The organism is Companilactobacillus versmoldensis DSM 14857 = KCTC 3814 (assembly GCF_001434295.1).
Lineage (GTDB): Bacteria > Bacillota > Bacilli > Lactobacillales > Lactobacillaceae > Companilactobacillus > Companilactobacillus versmoldensis.
Window position 1 is genome coordinate 42,682 of the sequence record NZ_AZFA01000005.1, and the last position, 20,131, is coordinate 62,812.

Annotated in this window: 22 protein-coding genes; 10 read left to right on the forward strand and 12 right to left on the reverse strand. The window is 39.3% G+C overall.

Annotated elements, in window-relative coordinates:
* Positions 1-78: 78 nt before the first annotated feature.
* On the forward strand, positions 79-741 hold the full coding sequence (locus FC27_RS03915) for a hypothetical protein (RefSeq protein ID WP_010625422.1): 663 nt from the start codon (positions 79-81) through the stop codon (positions 739-741).
* A gap of 49 nt (positions 742-790) precedes the next feature.
* Here the strand turns inward: FC27_RS03915 and FC27_RS03920 are convergent, their stop codons facing one another.
* Positions 791-1,591, reverse strand: coding sequence for an aldo/keto reductase (locus tag FC27_RS03920; protein WP_040521400.1), 801 nt, complete (start codon positions 1,589-1,591; stop codon positions 791-793).
* A gap of 228 nt (positions 1,592-1,819) precedes the next feature.
* Here FC27_RS03920 and FC27_RS03925 point away from each other — a divergent pair, with 228 nt between their 5' ends.
* Entirely contained in the window at positions 1,820-2,767 is a 948-nt protein-coding gene (locus FC27_RS03925; RefSeq protein WP_010625420.1) for a hypothetical protein, read from the forward strand.
* 69 nt (positions 2,768-2,836) lie between these two features.
* Here the strand turns inward: FC27_RS03925 and FC27_RS03930 are convergent, their stop codons facing one another.
* From FC27_RS03930 to FC27_RS03940, 3 genes are read right to left on the reverse strand one after another with little or no spacing between them, the layout of a single operon-like run.
* Complete coding sequence (locus tag FC27_RS03930) at positions 2,837-3,775, reverse strand: polyprenyl synthetase family protein (protein WP_010625419.1); 939 nt, start codon at positions 3,773-3,775, stop codon at positions 2,837-2,839.
* Positions 3,776-3,784: 9 nt separating this feature from the next.
* Complete coding sequence (locus tag FC27_RS03935; protein WP_010625418.1) at positions 3,785-4,780, reverse strand: hypothetical protein; 996 nt, start codon at positions 4,778-4,780, stop codon at positions 3,785-3,787.
* Positions 4,781-4,786: 6 nt separating this feature from the next.
* On the reverse strand, positions 4,787-5,062 hold the full coding sequence (locus FC27_RS03940; RefSeq protein ID WP_010625417.1) for a hypothetical protein: 276 nt from the start codon (positions 5,060-5,062) through the stop codon (positions 4,787-4,789).
* Between the two features lie 135 nt (positions 5,063-5,197).
* On the opposite strand from FC27_RS03940, the gene FC27_RS03945 reads away from it, so the two are divergent.
* Together FC27_RS03945 and FC27_RS03950 are read left to right on the forward strand one after the other, a co-directional pair.
* The gene (locus tag FC27_RS03945; RefSeq protein WP_010625416.1) at positions 5,198-5,401 is read left to right on the forward strand and encodes a heavy-metal-associated domain-containing protein; all 204 of its coding nucleotides are present in this window, start codon (positions 5,198-5,200) and stop codon (positions 5,399-5,401) included.
* Complete coding sequence (locus FC27_RS03950; protein WP_010625415.1) at positions 5,401-6,291, forward strand: DMT family transporter; 891 nt, start codon at positions 5,401-5,403, stop codon at positions 6,289-6,291. The genes FC27_RS03945 and FC27_RS03950 overlap by 1 nt, the downstream gene beginning before the upstream one ends.
* Here the strand turns inward: FC27_RS03950 and FC27_RS03955 are convergent.
* From FC27_RS03955 to FC27_RS03990, 8 genes are read right to left on the reverse strand one after another with little or no spacing between them, the layout of a single operon-like run.
* Positions 6,263-6,937 carry a response regulator gene (locus FC27_RS03955; RefSeq protein ID WP_010625414.1) on the reverse strand — a complete coding sequence of 225 codons (675 nt, stop codon included), beginning with the start codon at positions 6,935-6,937 and terminating at the stop codon, positions 6,263-6,265. The two genes, FC27_RS03950 and FC27_RS03955, sit on opposite strands and share 29 nt — an antisense overlap.
* Positions 6,938-6,944: 7 nt before the next feature.
* Positions 6,945-7,997 (reverse strand): sensor histidine kinase, encoded by a 1,053-nt coding sequence (locus tag FC27_RS03960; protein WP_010625413.1) that lies wholly within the window; start codon positions 7,995-7,997, stop codon positions 6,945-6,947.
* 16 nt (positions 7,998-8,013) lie between these two features.
* Positions 8,014-8,262: a hypothetical protein gene (locus FC27_RS03965; RefSeq protein WP_010625412.1), complete on the reverse strand. Its 249-nt coding sequence runs from the start codon at positions 8,260-8,262 to the stop codon at positions 8,014-8,016.
* The gene (locus FC27_RS03970; protein ID WP_010625411.1) at positions 8,259-8,816 is read right to left on the reverse strand and encodes an NTP transferase domain-containing protein; all 558 of its coding nucleotides are present in this window, start codon (positions 8,814-8,816) and stop codon (positions 8,259-8,261) included. The genes FC27_RS03965 and FC27_RS03970 overlap by 4 nt, the downstream gene beginning before the upstream one ends.
* Positions 8,813-9,304 (reverse strand): molybdopterin-guanine dinucleotide biosynthesis protein MobB, encoded by a 492-nt coding sequence (locus tag FC27_RS03975; protein WP_010625410.1) that lies wholly within the window; start codon positions 9,302-9,304, stop codon positions 8,813-8,815. The genes FC27_RS03970 and FC27_RS03975 overlap by 4 nt, the downstream gene beginning before the upstream one ends.
* Positions 9,283-10,512 (reverse strand): molybdopterin molybdotransferase MoeA, encoded by a 1,230-nt coding sequence (locus FC27_RS03980; RefSeq protein WP_010625409.1) that lies wholly within the window; start codon positions 10,510-10,512, stop codon positions 9,283-9,285. Before FC27_RS03980 ends, FC27_RS03975 begins: the two co-directional genes overlap by 22 nt.
* Positions 10,512-10,979, reverse strand: a complete 468-nt coding sequence (locus tag FC27_RS03985; RefSeq protein WP_056938072.1) for a MogA/MoaB family molybdenum cofactor biosynthesis protein — start codon at positions 10,977-10,979, stop codon at positions 10,512-10,514. Before FC27_RS03985 ends, FC27_RS03980 begins: the two co-directional genes overlap by 1 nt.
* Entirely contained in the window at positions 10,979-11,713 is a 735-nt protein-coding gene (locus tag FC27_RS03990; RefSeq protein WP_010625406.1) for a HesA/MoeB/ThiF family protein, read from the reverse strand. Before FC27_RS03990 ends, FC27_RS03985 begins: the two co-directional genes overlap by 1 nt.
* A 134-nt stretch (positions 11,714-11,847) precedes the next feature.
* On the opposite strand from FC27_RS03990, the gene FC27_RS03995 reads away from it, so the two are divergent.
* The 6 genes from FC27_RS03995 to FC27_RS04020 are packed head-to-tail and all read left to right on the forward strand — an operon-like array spanning position 11,848 to position 20,130.
* Complete coding sequence (locus FC27_RS03995) at positions 11,848-15,519, forward strand: nitrate reductase subunit alpha (protein ID WP_010625405.1); 3,672 nt, start codon at positions 11,848-11,850, stop codon at positions 15,517-15,519.
* Positions 15,509-17,068, forward strand: a complete 1,560-nt coding sequence (gene narH, locus FC27_RS04000) for a nitrate reductase subunit beta (RefSeq protein ID WP_010625404.1) — start codon at positions 15,509-15,511, stop codon at positions 17,066-17,068. The genes FC27_RS03995 and narH overlap by 11 nt, the downstream gene beginning before the upstream one ends.
* Positions 17,061-17,660 (forward strand): nitrate reductase molybdenum cofactor assembly chaperone, encoded by a 600-nt coding sequence (narJ, locus tag FC27_RS04005; protein WP_010625403.1) that lies wholly within the window; start codon positions 17,061-17,063, stop codon positions 17,658-17,660. The genes narH and narJ overlap by 8 nt, the downstream gene beginning before the upstream one ends.
* Before the next feature lie 2 nt (positions 17,661-17,662).
* A complete protein-coding gene (narI, locus tag FC27_RS04010; protein WP_010625402.1) occupies positions 17,663-18,376 on the forward strand; it encodes a respiratory nitrate reductase subunit gamma in 714 nt (237 codons plus the stop codon).
* Complete coding sequence (locus tag FC27_RS04015) at positions 18,369-19,361, forward strand: FecCD family ABC transporter permease (protein WP_010625401.1); 993 nt, start codon at positions 18,369-18,371, stop codon at positions 19,359-19,361. Before narI ends, FC27_RS04015 begins: the two co-directional genes overlap by 8 nt.
* Positions 19,354-20,130 (forward strand): ABC transporter ATP-binding protein, encoded by a 777-nt coding sequence (locus FC27_RS04020; protein ID WP_010625400.1) that lies wholly within the window; start codon positions 19,354-19,356, stop codon positions 20,128-20,130. Before FC27_RS04015 ends, FC27_RS04020 begins: the two co-directional genes overlap by 8 nt.
* The last annotated feature ends 1 nt before the right edge of the window (position 20,131 follow it).

Below are 20,131 nucleotides of genomic sequence, written 5' to 3' on the forward strand. Positions count from 1 at the left end.
AGTTATTAATCTTAAAGTTAACTATAAGTAATTATGATATATTTAATTTGAATTCAATTAATTTAGGAGATTGTAATTATGAAAGTTATCAAAAAGATTGGTTTGGCTTCTATTGCGGTTGCTACAATGATTTCATTGACAGCTTGTGGAGGGAATAATCAAAAAAATTCTTCAAAATCACCAGATAAAACTGAATCGGTGACAAAGAAGGGGTCTGAACATACCAAAAGGGTTAATAAGCCTTCGAATAAAAAAGCAACAGAACAAAGAAGTAAATCTGAACAAGCAACACAGGCTAGCAAACCTAAACAAACGATTGAGAAGACTAATGACTCTAGCAATAATCAAGCAGGCAGCAATAATTCTCAAACTAGTGCTGACAATGGTGTAAATAATACGCAAAAGACGACCCAACAACCGGCGGGTCAAACAGGGCAAAAAGGTTCTGAACAACAATCAACTAACCAAGATTCAGCGGTAAAGATCCATAACGCTAATCAAGCTGCAGATTTAATGGTCCATTCAATGGGGTATTCTTATAATCGTGGACAGTATCAAGGTGTAGCTGAAGCTGATGGGTATCACGTTAAGTCGACTGAAAATCAATATAAGCAAGAAGAATATATCGTTAAACCAAATGGCGATGTTTACAATATGGATGGCAGTTTAAATGCTAAATTTGCTGACTTGATCAAACCAACTCAGAATCAGCCTGATGGTTGGAGTGGTGCACAAAAATAACAAAAAGCCTTTAAGTCAGACAGTAATTGTCTAACTCAAAGGCTTTTTGTTAAATAATATCTAAAGTAGTTTCTTTAGTTGGTTTTGGATAAATCTTATCAAGTAGTTCTAACTCGTCTTTGCTGAATTCAATTTCGGTGGCATGCAAGTTTGATTGGAAATGGGCAATGTCACTAGTCTTTGGAATGCTTAAGACATTGTTATTTCTAATCACCCAGGCGAGCAACAATTCAAAAATTGAAATATGCTTTTGAGCGGCTACTTGGCCAACATCATCTTTCAGAGATAAGAATTCATTCTTATCTGATCCAAAAGGAGAGTAGCCAACGAAATACATTTGATGTTCTTTTTGGTAAGGCAAGATTGAATATTCAACGCCACGACTAGTCAAGTTATATAAATCTTCATTGATCTGACAATTTTGACCGTCAGGAACCTCAGCTAGTTCTTTTAAATCAGCTAGATTGAAATTGGATACGCCCCAACTTTTAATCAATCCTTCTTTTTTAACTTCTTCAAGGCCTTGGACCGTTTCAGCTAGAGGAGTGTTCCCACGCCAATGTAGCAGATATGAATCCAAATAATCAGTTTGAAGTCGTTTTAAACTATTTTCGAGACTCTGCTTGATTAATTTAGGTGTGGCATGATTTGGATAAAATTTGGAAATGATTTGAAATTTATCACGATCGAACCCTTTGATGGCCTTACCAATTAAGGCTTCGGACTTGCCGTCACCATACATTTCGGCAGTGTCAATCACGTTGACACCATGATTTAGGCCGTAGCGTATGATTTCCATTTCTCGTTGTGATTTTAATAGATCACCTTCACCGATACGCCAAGTGCCCATACCGATAACGGAACTTTTTCGATGGTTGAATGTTATTTCTTTCAAGAGCTTACCTCCAGTTCATCTCTATATATTAAAAATATCATTTAATTTATTTAATGCCAAATATTCGGTTAACAGTTGGAATAAATAAAAGTTGCATTCTTTCGATTAATATTATTAATAGTTGTAAAATACCCATGAGATTATATAGCCGCCGAAGTATTGTCTTTTAAGGAGATTATTAAGATGAGAAAAGGTGTAATTATCGTAGGATTGCTCAGTGCGATGATCCTGAGTGGATGTGGTCATACCAATGGTTCTACCAGTGCCTCAAGCCCGACCAAGACTGCCGCTGAGAAATCCTCAACGGTCAAATATTATCAAAAGTTGTCCAAAGCTGATAAGCGAGAAATCAAATTTGCCTTTAAAGCTAAAAAGTTAAAGTCCGACTTCGATGTTTCAGCTACGGTGAAAAATGAGTCGAAGCATTCAGTCAAATTTAAGTTGTCTGACTTCAAGGTCCTGCGTAGTGATGGGACTTATAGAAAGTCGAGCCGCGAAGAAAAATTAGTGGTCAAACCACATGAGACGGTCGACATCAAGCACCTATTCACTGGTTTTTCAGCCACATTTTTGAATAACTCTGGTAACTACTTTGTTTATAAAGATAATGAAAATAAATTGAGTAGATTCAATTTTGAAATTGCTGTGGGAACTGCCACAAAGCAAGCTAATCAAATGACAACAACTAATGGCTATAAGCCAACGACTAACTCAGAGGCTCCAGCTGCTACTACGTCTCCAGAAAAAGGTGGATCATCGAGTTCATCAGGTTCATCGGGTTCATCTACGGCCACACAAGCTCCAGCTAAGACACCAGAAACGACTAATCCCAACGCTACGGCAACAGTTCTGACTAGTCCTGAAATGGCTACTTATTTATACATGCATTCCATGGGCTATGCCACATCAATAGGATTACGTGATGGTATTACAACAACGGCTACAGGAAATGGTGGCTACAAAGTCGTTGATAGTGAATTCCAGACTCCAATTGTGACTTACTACAATCGTGCGGGTGATGAGATCGATGCTAATGGTAACGTGATTTCTAAATTTGCTACATTGGCAGGCCATACAGCCGCAGAACCAGATGGATTTGTTTATAACGGAATTAATTATAGTAAATATTAACTTTAAAAAAATAGGCAGATCATCGAAAATTCAATTTTTCGATGATCTGCCTTTTCTTGCACTCTTTTATTACAACAACATATTAACTAATTTTTTCAAATCTTGTTTTTCAGGGATATTTGGTAGCATATTGATATCAAATATTGCTTGATCTTTATATTCTTTGACCATTACTTGAGCCGCATCGACACCGTTATCAATGATGTATTCAGCTGTTTCTGCTAGTTCTTTTTCGCCACTGCGACCAGCCTGAGCAACTTTGTTCATAAAATCTGGACCGGCTTTAGAAACAGCAAAAATAGTTGCAAGGGTGAATTCGCCACTTTGTAGCATGTACAAAGGACCAAATTGTTCTTCAGTCGTATTGATTCCGATCAAATCGAGAATCTCGCTTTTGATCTGATAGGCCAAACCGATAGTCCGACCGATTTGACCAGCTGAATCGACTACCACATCGTCAGCATGAGTAGCTTGGGCACCAAAGCGACAAGCAAATTCAAACATGACAGCTGAGCTAGCTTCGATTCGTTTAACGTATTCAGCGACATCTTCAACTGGTTTGACCATTTGTTCGTCAGCCATTAATTGATTTGTAGTGATCTCTTGAACGGCATCGATCTTGCCTTGCAAGTCGTCATCGTCCGCTGAACATTTCCGAAATTCAACATCAATTAAATCGGAGAAATATTCCACCATAAAGTTTAGCTTGATTGAATCAGGTCCAGCTTGATGTTTACGCATCATTTGATTACGGATATAAAACATTTGCATTGCTGCCGCAGCTGATTGCAAAGAATTGTCTCGGAGATCTTCCGAGTCAGCATCACCAAAACCTGAAAATAAAAAGAAAAACGCTGCATGTAGGAAACGTCCTGAATGCAAATAACTTCCAGCTTCTTGAATAATGTCGTCGTTGTGAAGTTCGAGAAGATGGCGCATATAGTCTTCTAAGCCAACTAACTGGACATTTAATTTTTTAAATTGTTCAAAAGGTGAGACTGCTGTCATAATTTTCCCCTAATTAAATTTGTCTACTTCAACTTCAAGATTTTCGGCGATAGGCATGAAAACGTCACTGAAAAATTTGTTGACGTTGAATTTTTGATTTTTTTCAATAATATCGTTGCACTTTTTCCAAGCGTCGGTCCGCATCAAAGTGGCTAGATTCTTGCGGATGGTGTTCAAATGTTTCTTCAAATTTGGATTGGTGCTACCGAAACGTTGGATGTAGAAATAAACCATTTCATTGAAAGTATTATCTAATACCCAGAAGAAGGTGTTCCGCATCTCCGCCAAGTTCATCATTTGAGCAAAAGGCATATCCTTCAAAATTTGATCTTTCACGAAGGAACCCGATGCAACCAAAATTGCATTAACTTGACTTAGATCAGCGATATAAGTTGCGTAGTGGTCAAATTGTTTCTCGTCCAATTTGAAACCAACTTTTTTCTCGCGTTGTTCAGTCGTCATATTGTTCAACTGTTTAAGATTAGTATCCTTAACTTCTTCACTTTCCTTGACCAATTTCTTTTCGATATAACGTAAGATAGTTTGATTTTCGTTCAAATATTTCATAACCGTTGGCCAAAGTTTGTTGTTGAAAGTGTCATTGAAATGGTCGAATAAATCATCAGTGTAGAAGTCGAGAACTTCTTTTTCTGATTTAAAGTCTTTCACGTGTGATTCAAATTGAACCACCACCGGAGTACCTTCTTTTTCGTTGCCAGAAGCATAAGTCTTGCCACTTTCAGCTCGCTTCTTGTTTTCCCAATCCTTCAGTTCATTCAAGTCCAACAAGCCCAATGGCATGATTGTGATCTCAGAATGAGTAGCCATGATCTGCAAAGCAAAAGGAGTGTCAGGATTTTGCGTCTCGATAAATGACTTCAAAGTCACCCGTAACTTCTTTTGATTGTCCAAATGATCCTCAGGATCAGCGTAAAAAGCTGAAGACTGAATCGGCGTATTTTCAAAACGGTCATTGATTTGTTTCTTCAAGTCATTAATATCCATCAATCATTACTCCTTATCTTTGTCGAATTCTTGCTTTAATTCAGCCAAACGTTTAACTCCAGCCTCAGTTAACGTAGCCTTTTTCAAAGTAGCAGTAGCAAGGGGATAGTTGCCGACCGTCTCTAGGTTGAGATCTTGGAACCAACCCTTGTCCTGTACTTCTTCAATCGTTTGGTAAAGCATGGATTTCGTATTCAATTGTCTATTTGATGTGAAATAATTCCGATCAACGTCCTTTAAAAGCTGGTAAATTGATTCATCCATAGTTACATTGTTAGCCATAATTGAAATCCTCCAATATTCATTAATTATATTTTATAGTCTTTCATCAACTTTTGGAATTAGTAAAATTACTAAGTTAATTTTTCAAAATACTCTGTTAGAATAAATGTATTCACTTACAAGGGGGGAATCATTATGTCTAAGAAAATTTTGATCAAAGGTTTAAGATGTGAAAAGTGCCCAATCCATATCGCTCAAAAATTAAGTAACGTCGATGGCGTTGATAAGATTGAGAAAAATATGGACGATATGACTGCTACAGTCATTGGAAATGCTGATATTGATGAAGTACGTGATGCTCTAAGCACAACTCCATTCAAGATTGAGGCTGTCGATTAATGTCAGACGGAAATACAAAAAAAGCTCAACGATTAGGTGTTGAACTTAATTTAATTTCCTTGCTATTTAGTAGTATTAGCCCGGTGCTAAATAAATTCTCATTAGTGAGTTTGAATCCAATTTTAGGTGCCATCTTCACTAGTGTCTTTGCAGCCATCTTCAATCTAATTTTGATCTTTGTCATGTATCATGACTTTTCAGTCATTAAAGATAAATGGGTCATTTTATTAGGATTGACCAATGGTGTTGGAGTGATTTTACAATATGTGGCTTTATCAATGTTAAGTCCGGTAACTGTCACATTGATTGCTCGGATTTATTTAGTTTATGTTTTCGTTTTGTCGTACATGTTCTTAAAAGAACGTTTGACCCGTTGGGATTATCTGGCCGTTATCTTGTGTATCGCCGGATCACTCTTCGTTTCAAGCGGTCGTGTTAAGATCGATAGTTTTTGGGGCATTGTTTGTGCCTTCGTCTATCCATTCATGTACGCTGCTAATAATATTATTGCAAAATACCTTGTTAAAGATAATCATCCAGGTAATGTGTTATTTTACAACCACTTGGTCTCAGCCGCACTGTTGTTGATCACTGGGGTATTCATCCCAGGAACATTTGCTGGCATTCAAGCCAAAGCTGTTACATTTAACTTCTTTGGTGCATTCTTTAACGGATTTCTTTCACTATTATTGTTCTATACTAGCTTGAAATTTATTACTGCTGGTAAGGCCAATATCGTGCGTGCGTTGGGACCACTGGTAGTGATCGTTTATTCCTACTTCTTCTTCCCGATCCAAATAACAGCTAATATCATCATTGGTGCCATCTTGTTGATTGTTTCAACAACAATCGTCACGATGACTAAAAGTCGATCAGGTGATGCTGCATAGCAAAATGCAGTAGCTCCCGACGAGAATTGAAACCAAGCTTTTTCATAATATTAGTTTTATGTGCTTCGATCGTCTTTCTAGTAACAAATAATTTTTCGGCAATTTCTTGATTAGAAAAGCCAAGACAGATCAAAGGTAATACTTCACGTTCACGTCTGGATAAGTTGACAAAGCTCAACTTATCCAGATTTTTTTCGTCTTCATGACCTTTTTCTTTTTGTTCTTGAATACTTTGATAGTCATTTTCAGTCATGACAATATTGCTGTCGATATAAGATTCATTGACATCGGCATGTTTCAAAGCCTTGATCAGTTCCTGTTCATCTGAACTTTTCAGGACATATGATAAAGCACCATTTGCGATAGCAGTATTTATGTATTCAGGTTCCTCGTGCATTGATAAAACGATTTGCTTTACCTCAGGGTGGTAGTCATGGATCCGTTTGATCGTGACTAGACCACTTTCCCCGGGTGGCATGGAGATATCAATGATTGCAACATCGATATCTTGGTTTTCAATAATCGAATAAGCTTCATTGCCGTCCCCAGCTTCGGCAGTAACGTGAAAATTATTTGTTGAATTGATCGTATAAGTGAGTCCCTTGCGTAAAATTTTGAAATCATCGGCTATCAATACGTTTTTCATATTTTACTCATTCCTCGTTTTTAGTCGGCTCCTTGATACTTTCATATGGAAATTCTGCTGTGATCGTTGTTCCTTCGTTAATTTTTGAATCGACGAGGAAAAAACCATTCAATGACTTAACACGTTCATTCATATTGATCATTCCGAGAGAAGATCCATTGTAAGATTTCTTGGTATACATATTGAATCCGACACCGTCATCAATCACATCCAAGGTGATCTTGTTTTTATGGGCAACAAGCATGATAACGATTGTTTCACCTTTAGAATGTTTGATGGCATTCGTGGTAGCTTCTTGAACGATCCGATAAAGTGTGGTCTTGATATCATCGGAAAGTCCACTTAAATCGCCACTGCGGTCGACAAAGTCCAGTTCAATATCAGTACTAGGCTGCATCCGTTTCAAAAGGGCATGGATAGCAGCAATCAAACCAAAATTATCTAAGACGGCTGGTCTGACATCGACAGCTAAACTCTTAATATCGCTCAAGGTACCCCTCAGTTGGTCTTGAACGGAAGAGATCAGTTCATCTTTATCTTTGTCGCCTGATTTCATACGATTTAAAGTCATGATTGAAGAATAAACTGACTGAGCTACACTGTCGTGCAGATCTTCGGAGATCTTTTTACGTTCATTCTCCTGAGTTCGATTGATTTTTCGAACTATATCGTGATTATCTTCAATATTTCTAAGTCGATCTTGTGTAGCGTTGTTTCTGATAACGATCGAATAGACATTTTTGTCTTTATCGATCACATAGTAATCCAAGGTAAAAGTTAGCTTTTGCAGCTGTTTTTTGTCCATCACATTGATAGGAACGGAGTTGTGATGCATGGTTTCTTTAACAATGCAATTGAAACAATTATTAGTTGCGGAATTATTTTCTGCCATGTTGGTTTGGACCAATTGAATCAAGTAATTTACATCTATATCCAAACCACGAATAATTTCTTGGGCGGCATTATTTATTATGACAACTTTGTCACCTTTGACGATCAAAGTAGCGTCGGGTGAGTCCAAAAAGTTTTTTTGAATCCAAAGGCTATCGCTATTTTCCATGGTTTATCATCTCTAATTAATATTGAATTTCTTCTTTTGAATATTTTGGATCAAGGAATTCGGAGTAATGATCATAGTCTTTTTTGATCAACATGATCCGTCGTTCCAATGAATCGATGGCTTGGTCCTGTTCCAAAGTCCGCAAGTCATCACGTTGTTCTTGCATATCATTTTCTAGTAAAGTCCGTTGAATCGAAAGATCGTTCATACAGATCCGGATGAGTTTTTGGAAATCTCCATCCGTCATTTCTGATCTTTGTTTCATGTTAAATCCTCCTGGCAATTGATATTTTTAATTTTAAGATTGGCTATTTTGATTGCTTCGCAGTCTGATGTATCGAGAACATCACGCCAGCGAGTTCGACGATTTCGTAGCTGATGCTGAAGATCAGCAAAAGTTAATTTGATGTGACAAAAGGTGTAAAGTGGTTCATCACCACATTTGATGTAAGCGTTTCTATCATTGATTAATTCTAACACGGTTGGATTGATGTTTTTATAATCAGTTGCTAAAACAATCAAATCTGCATGCTTTTTGCCAGTTAATTTGAAATAAGACCATAATGCTCCAATCGGACCTTTCTCAATAAAAGGTGCTTGGTCTTGGATCACACTTAGATGAGCCACGTCAAAGAATAATTGACGTATTTTCCGATTGTTTTCTTTGTTGGTGGAAACATAACATTCGTTCACAAATGGTAAAAGCTCCTTGGCAGTATACTCAACGTTGGTCAAAATACGCGTGTTGAAGTGGGCGAGGGCCTTGTCGCTTTTATATCTGGTCGATTTTCCACCTGCTAAAATTAAACCATCTGTCATTGTATCCCCTTCAAAAACTTTGTTATAAATTTTGTTCGATAATCTATATCCTTGAGCGATTGAATATCGTTGGTGGTAGTAGATTTTTGAAGACTGACGAAATGTTGGATGTGGCTGATCTCCCCAAATGCAGTCATCGTCTCGTCAGCTTTTAACAAGACAATTTTGGGATATTCCAGCTCTTTCAACCCCTCAATGATTAAAAAGTCAGCTGTGGTCGTAGTCTGCAATTGCCTGACTTGTGCTTCAGCTGAGGTTGGAATATTACGTTGATAATGAATTGTTTGTTGATCGTTTAGTAATAAAACGTCGTTTGAATGTTGATAAAATTTGCCTGTATCGGTGTCACTTGGGATATCCACTGGTCCATGTGTATGTTTGACCACGGCAAATTGATATCCCAATTGTTGACCGACTTGTAAAAAATCGTTAGTCAAAGTGGTCTTGCCACTTTTCTTATGACCGACTATTTGAAAGGTAGTAACCATGTCCGCAGGACGCTCCCTTTTGGAGTGATCGAATCGCCTCGTGGGATCTCAAAGAAGCAAGTTGCTCGCTGCAGATTATTCAAATTACCGGAAGCATCGCCGCCGACACGTCCAACGTCGATATGGTCGGAAGTTATCTTGTATTTACCTCGTAAGATCCGGTCATAGTCGTTCGTTTTGGTATATTCAGCGTTCAATGTACCGAGACATTCGATGCAACGGCTAGTTTGCTTTTGTAAATGACGCAAAGCATATTCAACATAAAGGTAGAAACCAGTGAAGCAGGCTCCCGGATTACCTGATAATCCGAAATAGATCGTACCTTTATCAACAAAGGCAGTTGTGACTGAGCCTGGTCTCATTTGAATCTTATTGAAGAGTAATCTATCAGCTGACTTGGCTAAGTCGGCGATGATATCGTAGTCACCAACTGACACACCACCATCAGTAATGATGATGTCAGTTTTGCCTTGCAGGTCTTCGATAGCTTGCTTCAATAAATTAGAATCATCCTTGATCTGAGTGTAACTAACGACTTCAGCACCATTTTCGATGCAAAGCGCCTTGATCAAAGGACCATTACTGTTGAAAATCTTCCCGTTGACGATTTTTTCACCCGGTTTGAGCAGTTCAGATCCAGTTGTGATGATGCCGACCTTTGGTTTCTTGTAAACAGGTACCGTTTGAATATCGAAAGCACTCAATAAACTGATTCCACCAGGATTGATCTCGGTATCTTTTTCAAGCAACATGTCACCCTTTTTGAAGTAATCGCCAATCGGTGTGATGTTGTCTTTGTGTTGCAACTCAGATATTTCAACTGTGTCGTCGTTGATCATCTTAGTTGTTTCCAACATGACCACCCAGTCAGCTCCGTCGGGAACGTAGCCGCCAGTCATGATCCGGACTGCTTCGCCAGATACGATTGGACGGTCGAAATCAGCTCCAGCAGGGATGTTACCAACAACTTTTAATTGCTTGGGGAAATCGGTGAAGTCAGATTTGATGACTGCATAGCCGTCAACACCTGATCTGCGGAAAGTTGGGAAATCGTTAGTGGCAGTCACGTCTTCAGCGATAACTCTATGGGCAGCCTCGGAAGTTTTTACGTTCTCTGTTTTTAGTGTGAGTTTGTCAACACTTTCCTTGATAACTTTTCTAGCGTCATCAATCGAAATAGAATTCCTTTCGTCAACTGGTGTAAACATTATTTTGTTATCTCCTTAATCAAATGATTTAGATCCGGTAAAATGACTTGTTCAAGCCCTGTTGTGCAGGCGTTAGTCGATCCTGGCAACAGATAACACAATTGATCGTTTTCTGTAATTCCAGCGGTAGCGCCTGAAGCTAACGCTCTAATGCCGATCTCATCGAAACTTATCTTGCGGAAATATTCTCCAAAACCGGGGATGGCTTTCACAAATTTAGGTTCTAAAGTTTCAATGGTTACATCACGTACAGCAATACCAGTACCACCGTTTACAAGTATCAATTTGCAATCGGTTTCTATTAGTTTATTGTACGCCGAAATGATCTGTTCTGAGTTATCTTTTACAATATATTTTTTCAGAAAATGATGGCCTTCTGCGGTCATTTTTTTTTGCAAGTATTGACCGGACTTGTCAGTTTCAATGGTGCGGGTATCACTCACTGTGATAATTCCGAAATCTACCATTATTTACCACCTCCACAAATTGGACAGCTGTGCTGCTTTTTCACATGGATTTTTCGAAAATCAAAATTCCAGTTATCGACGACGATTAAGTTACCTGACTTGACGGCATCTGGATCTACTAAAAATTTCAAAGCCATTGATGCTTCGAGACTGCCGGTGATGGCTACGATCATGGGATTAGTACCGATGTTGGCGCTTAGTCCTAATTTGGCGATATTTTGGTGAGGGTAGAGGCACTCTAAGCAAGCGTCATCCTGAGATTTCATGAACATGGCTTGGCCTTGATTTCCGGCACATGTTGCAAAGATATGAGGCACGTTTTTTTGATAACAATCTTGGTTGATCTGATATTTGACTGGGAAATTATCGGTACAGTCGATTACTAAGTCATAATCGTCGGTAATCAAATCAGCTGAATACTTTTGATCCTTTAGGTTTATTTTAACTTCAGAATTGGCTGCCTGTAAATGTCTATTCATGGCATTTAACTTATCTAAGTCATTATTGACGTCTTTTTCGGTATATAAATTCTGACGGTGTAGGTTAGTGAATTCAACTTTGTCAAAATCGACTAAAGTTATCTCGCCGATTCCGGCTTTAACTAGTTCTGAGGAGACAAAACTGCCTAATCCACCGACTCCGATGACCAAAACATGTGAATTACCAAACTTTTTTTGACCTTTCTCTCCAATTTGTTCGATTTTTAGCTGTCGATCGTATCTACTCGTAACCATTTCCAATCCCTCCAAATATGTATTTATCAAAAAGGTTAGGGAAATTCCTAATCGAAGTCAATTAGGATACGTGCTAAATTTAATGTAAGGAAATAAGTACCGATCAAATTAGGATATTGGTAGGAGAGTTGCTTATGTTGAAATCAAAATTTTTTAAAAAAGTCGAAAAATTCAACGGTAATTTTACTCAACTAGAGGAACATTCTCGTCGCTGGGAAAAATTATACAAAAAGCGCTGGGCTCACGACAAAGTCGTTCGGACTACACACGGTGTTAACTGCACTGGTTCTTGTAGCTGGAACGTTTATGTTAAACAAGGGGTAGTTACTTGGGAACACCAATCAACTGACTATCCATCATGTGGTCCCAACATGCCGGAATATGAACCGCGTGGGTGCCCTCGTGGTGCCAGTTTTTCATGGTATGAATATAGCCCATTAAGAATTAAGTATCCTTACATTCGTGAACGTTTGTGGAGAATGTGGGACAAGGCTAAAGAGGAACATGATAATCCAATTGATGCCTGGGAAAGTATCGTGACTGACCCAGAAAAAACTAAGGAATATAAATCAGCTCGTGGACATGGTGGTTTGATCCGTGTTAAGTGGCAAGATGCAACTGAACTCATTTCAGCCATGACTTTGTACACAATTAAGAAGTACGGTCCTGATCGGATTGCCGGATTCTCACCGATCCCCGCTATGTCAATGTTAAGTTACGCATCAGGTGCTAGATTCATCTCGATGATTGGTGGCGAAATGCTCAGTTTCTATGATTGGTACGCCGATCTACCACCAGCATCACCACAAGTTTGGGGAGAACAGACCGATGTTCCTGAATCAGCTGATTGGTACAACAGCCAATACTTGATGATGTGGGGTTCAAATGTTCCATTAACTAGAACACCTGATGCTCACTTCATGGTCGAAGCTCGTTATAAAGGAACAAAGGTTGTTTCAATTTCGCCAGATTATGCTGAAAATGTTAAGTTTGCTGATAACTGGTTAGCTCCACATCCTGGTTCTGATGCTGCTTTGGCACAAGGCTTCACACATGTAATTTTGAATGAATTTTATAACAAGAAACAAGTTCCATATTTCATCGATTACTCGAAGAGATTCACCGACTTACCATTTGTCATCATGCTCGATCAAAGTGAAACTAATCCCGCACATGTCACATCTGGACGCTTTGTCAGAATTTCTGATATCTCAGATGAAAAGACTGTTAATGGTGAATGGAAGCCAGTTCTTGTTGACTCAACGGATGATCAATTGGTAGTTCCAAACGGAACACTTGGTCAAAGATGGGAACAAGATAAGAAATGGAATCTTGATTTGACGGCTGATGATGGTCACCAAATCGATCCTAAATTGTCATTTATTGATGACGGTAAGACAGCAACAGTCGATATGCCAAGTTTTGATGCTTCTGGTAATTCGATTTTCCAAAGAACACTTCCATATCGTGAGATCACTTTGAAGGACGGTTCAACGCAAAAGGTTGCTACTGTCTACGATCTACTGATGGCTCAATATGGTATCAACCGTGTTGAAGCTGATCCATATGCTGCCAAAGGCTACACTGATGTCGATAGCTTGTTCACACCTGCTTGGTCAGAAAAAATCACTGGTGTTCGTCAAGATATGATCGTCCAAATCGCTAATGAATTTGCTAAGAATGCCGCTGAAACTAAAGGTAAATCAATGATCATCATTGGTGCTGGTGTTAACCACTGGTTCAATTCCGATATGACTTATCGTTCAGCAATCAATATGTTGCTACTTTGTGGCTGTGTCGGTGTTCAAGGTGGTGGCTGGGCTCACTATGTTGGACAAGAAAAACTTCGTCCTGCTGAAGGTTGGGCCAATATCGCCTTTGCTAACGACTGGACTCCCGGTGGGGCACGTCAACAACAAGGTACCTCCTTCTTCTACTTCGCTAGTGATCAATGGAAGTATGACGAATTAGATAACGCTGCTCAAAAATCACCAACAAAACACATCTCACATAGTTACAAACATCCAGCTGACTACAATCAGATGGCTATCAGATTAGGTTGGATGCCATCATATCCACAATTTGACCGCAACAGTTTGAGCTTTACCGACCAATATAAGACAACTGATATGGAAGAAATTTCTAAAAAAGTTGTCAAAGAGTTAGTCGATGGTAGCTTGAAGTTTGCCGCTGAGGCTCCTGACGAAGATCGTAATCAACCTAAAGAGATGTTCATCTGGCGTTCAAACCTGTTTTCATCTTCAGGTAAAGGCCAAGAGTATTTCATGCGCCACATGCTTGGTGCTGAAAATGGTTTGTTAGCTAAGACAAACGGCAATTTTAAACCGGAAGATATGGAATGGGATGACCACTCGATCGATGGTAAGTTGGACTTAGTAACGACCTTTGATTTCAGAATGGTAACGACACCTCTTTATTCTGATATCGTCTTGCCAGCCGCAACTTGGTACGAAAAAGAAGACCTCTCAAGTACTGATATGCATCCATTCATTCACCCATTTAACAAAGCGGTCGATCCACTTTGGGAATCAAAGAGCGATTGGCAAGCCTTCCAGGGTATCGCTAAAGAATTATCTAGCATGGCTAAGAAATACTTTAGTGGCGTCAAATATGATTTGAAGACTCAGCCATTAGGTCATGATTCTAAAGGTGAAATTGCTCAACCACTTGGCGAGATCAAAGATTGGAAGAAAGGCGAGATCGAAGCCATTCCTGGTAAGACCATGCCAAGTCTTTCATTAGTTGAACGTGACTATACTAAGATTTATGACAAGTTCATTTCCTTAGGACCACACGCCCGTGGCAAAGTTGGTTCAAATGGATACAGTTACGACGTTTCCGATGAATACGATGAATTGAAGGATATGATTGGTACTTACGATGAGGGCATCGAAAAAGGCTGTCCAAAGTTGGATGCCGATAAGAACGTTGCTGAGGCTATCTTGCATCTATCCAGTGCCTCAAATGGACATGTTGCTAAGAAGGCATGGGCTAACGCCGAAGAGATCACTGGCGAGAAATTATCCGATATCTCAGCTGGTCAAACTGAAAAACAGATGACTTTCCAAAGCATCACAGTTCAACCACGTGAAGGTATCCCAACACCAATCTTCTCCAGTGCTAAACATGATGGTGATAGATATTCACCATTCTCAGTTAACATTGAAAGAAACGTTCCATTTAGAACTGTTACTGGTCGTCAATCGTATTACGTGGATCACGAGATCTTCCAGGAATACGGTGAAGAGTTAGCTACTTACAAGCCAACCTTGCCACCATTCGTTATGGCACCAACTGATACGAAGGTCGAAAGAGCTGACAAAGAAGTAACCTTACGTTACTTAACACCGCACGGGAAATGGAATATCCATACTACTTACCAAGATAATCTTTACATGTTGACTCTGTTTAGAGGTGGTCCAACAGTTTGGTTGAGTTTGGACGATGCTAAAAAGATCGATGTTAAGGATAACGACTGGGTTGAGTTGTACAACAAGAACGGTGTTGTTACAGCTAGAGCGGTCGTTTCGCAAAGAATGCCTGACGGTACGATGTACATGTACCATTCTCAAGACATGGAGATTGAAGAACCATTATCAACTATTACTGGTAATCGTGGTGGCTCTTCAAATGCTCCAACTCAGATTCACGTTAAACCTACTCAAATGGTCGGAGGCTATGGTCAGTTGAGTTACGAATTTAACTATTATGGACCAATCGGTAATCAAAGAGATTTATACGTTAATGTAAGAAAACTTAAGGAGGTCAAGTGGAATGAAGGTTAAAGCACAAATTTCCATGGTTCTTAACTTGGATAAGTGTATTGGATGCCATACTTGTTCAGTAACATGTAAACAAACTTGGACTAACCGTCCCGGTGCAGAATACATGTGGTTTAACAACGTTGAAACAAGACCTGGCGTTGGTTATCCCAAGAAATGGGAAGACGAAAGTCACTATAAGGGTGGCTGGAAGTTGAACCGTAAAGGCAAGCTTGAATTGCGTGCCGGTAGTAAAGTGAACAAGGTTTCCTTGGCAAAGATTTTTTACAATCCAGATATGCCTAATCTTGATGATTACTACGAACCATGGACATACGACTATCAAACATTATTTGGTAAAGAAACAAAGCATCAACCAGTTGCTCGTGCAAAGTCACAAATCACTGGTGAATATATGAAATTGAACAATGGTCCTAACTGGGATGACGATTTGGCTGGTTCAGATCGTAGTTTCGGTGAAGATCCTAATATGCAAAACATCGAAGCCGATATCAAAGGAAACTTTGAGAAAACTTTCATGATGTATTTGCCACGTTTGTGTGAACATTGTTTAAACGCTGCTTGTGTTGCTTCATGTCCAAGTGGTGCGATGTACAAACGTGATGAAGATGGTATTGTCCTCGTTGACCAAGAACGTTGTCGTGGATGGCGTTTTTGCATGACAGGTTGCCCTTACAAGAAGGTTTACTTCAACTGGAAGACTAACAAAGCTGAAAAATGTACTTTCTGTTATCCAAGAATTGAAGAAGGCCTACCAACAGTTTGTTCTGAAACTTGTGTTGGTCGTATTCGTTACATTGGCGTTATTTTATATGACGCTGACCGTGTTCAAGAAGCCTGTGAAGAACCTGATGATACGAAACTTTATCAATCACAATTGGATCTATTCTTAGATCCTAATGACCCAGAAGTAATCGATCAGGCTTTAGCTGATGGTGTTGATATGGAAACTATCAAATGTGCTCAACGTTCACCTATTTACAAGATGGCTGTTGAAGAAAAGATTGCTTTCCCATTGCACCCAGAATACCGTACAATGCCAATGGTTTGGTATGTACCACCGCTGTCACCAATCATGAATTACTTCGAAGGTAAGAACTCCATTAAATATCCTGAATTGATTTTCCCAGCTATTGAAGAAATGCGTATTCCTGTTGAATACTTAGCAAATCTTTTAGCTGGTGGAAACACTGAAGTAATTAAGAATGCACTCTATAAATTAGCTATGATGAGGTTATATATGCGTGCAAAAACAAGTGGAAAAGACTTTGATCCTGAAAAACTTGATCGGGTTGGTTTGACCGAAGAATCAGCCACATCACTTTATCGTCTTTTGGCTATTGCCAAATATGAAGACAGATTCGTTATTCCTAAGTCCAAAAAGGAAAATATCGAACATGTTGAAGATGATCAAGGCGGTTTAGGCTATGAAGAATGTGATGGCTGTGCTTTAGCTCCTGCACATGGCAGTATGTTAAGAAAAGCCAAGGCTGGTATGTCAACCAAAGACATTTATGCAGAAAGTTTCTATGGAGGAATTTGGCGTGATTAATATTGAGAAGCTGAACAGCTTAAAGGGTGGATTCATCTATTTATCAAGAATGATCGACTACCCGACTCAAGAAATATTAGACCCAAAGTTTTTAGAGGATTTTAAAAAGAATTATCCAGAAACTGCGCATAAAGATGAATTGATCGAGATCATTAATGCGATGCAAGTTTATTCACTTGAAGAAATCAAAACTCATTATGTTTCATTATTTGAGTTGAACAATCGTTATACTTTATATATGACCTATTACAAGATGACTGACTCACGTGAACGGGGGCAGGTTTTAGCTAAGCTAAAAATGCTCTACGAAATGTTTGGAGTTCAGATCGAAGGTACTGAGTTGTCAGACTACTTACCACTAATGTTAGAATTTTTAACATATAGTGACTGGAAGGACGACTATCGCCAACAAGATTTGAAATTACTCTTTTCAGTTATCGAAGATGGGACGTATAATTTACTAGAGAAGTCTGAAGAACAATCGGATGACCTATATTTCCGGACCGTCAGCATTATCCGCTCAGAAATGCGGACCTGTGTTGAACAGCCGGAAATGAAACAATCAGATGCGACGAAAGCAGGGGGAGAATAGAGATGGAAGATATCGGAAGCTTTTTATTGTGGTGTGTCTTTCCTTATTTGGCACTCGGTTCATTTGTATTCGGCACAATTATTCGGTTTACCTTTTTCCGAGATACGATTACTGCCAAATCAAGTGAATTACTCGAGAAAAAACTATTGATGATCGGAAGTATTTTATTCCACGTCGGAATCATTTTCGTATTCTTCGGCCACGTCATTGGTGTTTTGATACCAAAAGCTTTTACTGATTGGCTAGGTATCCCTAATGAGATCTACCATATCGGAGCCCTAGTAATGGGTGGTATCGCTGGTTTTATGGCCTTAGCCGGTATGTTGATCTTGAGCCATCGTCGTTTTGCTAATAAGCGGGTTTTCAAAACTAGCTCATTTAGTGATCTGGTTGTCGATTTGGCTTTCTTAGTCGTAATCGTTTTAGGATTAGCAGCTTCACTTGGTGAAGGTCTGTTCTTACATCCTGAATTCAACTATCGTCTTAACCTATCCGTTTGGGCACGACAGTTGTTCTACTTCAGACCCGATTTTCATCTGATGCTACAAGTACCAATCGTCTTTAGGATCCACGTGATCTGCGGACTATTGATCTTTGCATTCTTCCCTTATACGAGATTGATCCATGCTCTGACATTACCATGGCAATACTTGTTCAGAAGTCCAGAAGTTTATCGGAGAAAACCTAATATTAGAGGAGATCATAACCGTGGCTAAACGTCACAAGAATAAAATCGCAATGGTTTTTGCTATTGTCGTTTTGATCGTCCTGATCGTCTTAGCAATGATGATCGGACGGTATCATCTGACTTTGCAAGAAGTCATGAGTTATTTTTTAAATGGAGCTTCTAGCTCTACTAAATTAATTCTCAAATTAAGATTTACTAGAATATTAGCTGTGATTTTAGTTGGCGCGGGTCTATCCATGGCCGGCACCACTTTTCAATCTGTTTTTAATAACGGATTAGCATCACCGAATATTTTAGGTGTAGCGACGGGATCTAGTGTAGGTGCCGCCTCTGCTATTTTATATGGCATGCCAATTTATGTAACTGAATTGGCTGCCTTTATTATGGGTATTTTAACGATGTTTTTGACCTTAGTGATCGACCACTTTTTACACAGTAATTCCTCGATCACCTTGATCTTAGCCGGAATCATCATGGCAGGTTTGATGCAGTCTATATTAGGATCGATCAAATATATTGCTGACCCTGAAGATCAATTGCAAAGTATCGTTTATTGGGAAATGGGTAGCTTTATGAAAGTCGACCTTAGTTCACTGTTTTCAGTTGCTCCGATTCTGATTATCGGGATACTGTTCCTGTTTTTTGCCCGCTGGCGTCTGAACGTTCTAGCACTGGACGAAGCTACCATCAAAACGATTGGGATCAATCCTACAGTTAACCGCAATTTGATGATTTTAGTGGCCACTTTACTGACAGCCGCAGCCGTTTGTCTTTGTGGAGTCATCGGCTGGGTCGGACTAGTTGTCCCTCATATCAGCCGTAGTATCGTCGGCGGTGACAACCGCTGGTCAATGCCAATGACTGGTTTGACCGGAGCAATGTTATTGTTAATTGCCGATACCTTGGCAAGAAGTGTCACCGTTAATGACATACCAATCAGTATCGTCACCGGCTTCATCGGCGTACCAATATTCATATTCATTTTACTAAGGAGAAAAGATACTGTTGTCTGAAATCGCAACTAAAAAGCTCAGCTTTGCTTATGACCAGAAAAAAATAATTGATAACGTTGACTTGAGCATCAGTGACGGACAAATCTTAGTCATCCTGGGACCCAACGGAATCGGCAAGAGCACCTTGTTGTCATGCCTAAGTGGTTTGCACAAATCATACTCCGGAAGTATTCAATTGGGTGATCAGGAATTACGAACGATCCCCAAAAAAGTTTTGTCCCATCACGTGGCCTTAGTCAGCCAAGGTGTGAACGTCAAAAGTAGTCTCAAGTTAACGGATTATTTGTTGCTCGGGCGCAGTGCTTTTCATTCGATCTTCAGTCAGCCGAACCAAAATGACCAACTCCAGGTGGATCGAGTTTTGACGCAGATTGGTCTAGAAGATTATCGTGACATCAGTTTGCAGGATATGTCCGGTGGCCAAAAGCAATTGGCTCAAATCGGTCGAGCTTTGGTACAGGAACCACAGCTTTTGATCATGGATGAGCCGACTTCAGCTTTAGATTATAAAAATCAAATTTTAGTTTTAAAATTAATAAAAGCCCTTTCAGATAATAATATTTCCATTATAATAAGTACACATGATCCAAATCAGGCGATGATGGTAGGTGACCTCGTTGGCCTGTTGATTGACAATCAGACTTATATCCAGGGGAGTACTGAGGAAATACTGACTGAAAAATATTTGTCTGACTTGTATAAAACACCGATCGTATCGACGTATAACCAACAATTACATCGGAATATTTTTGGGACGAGGATGGATTAAT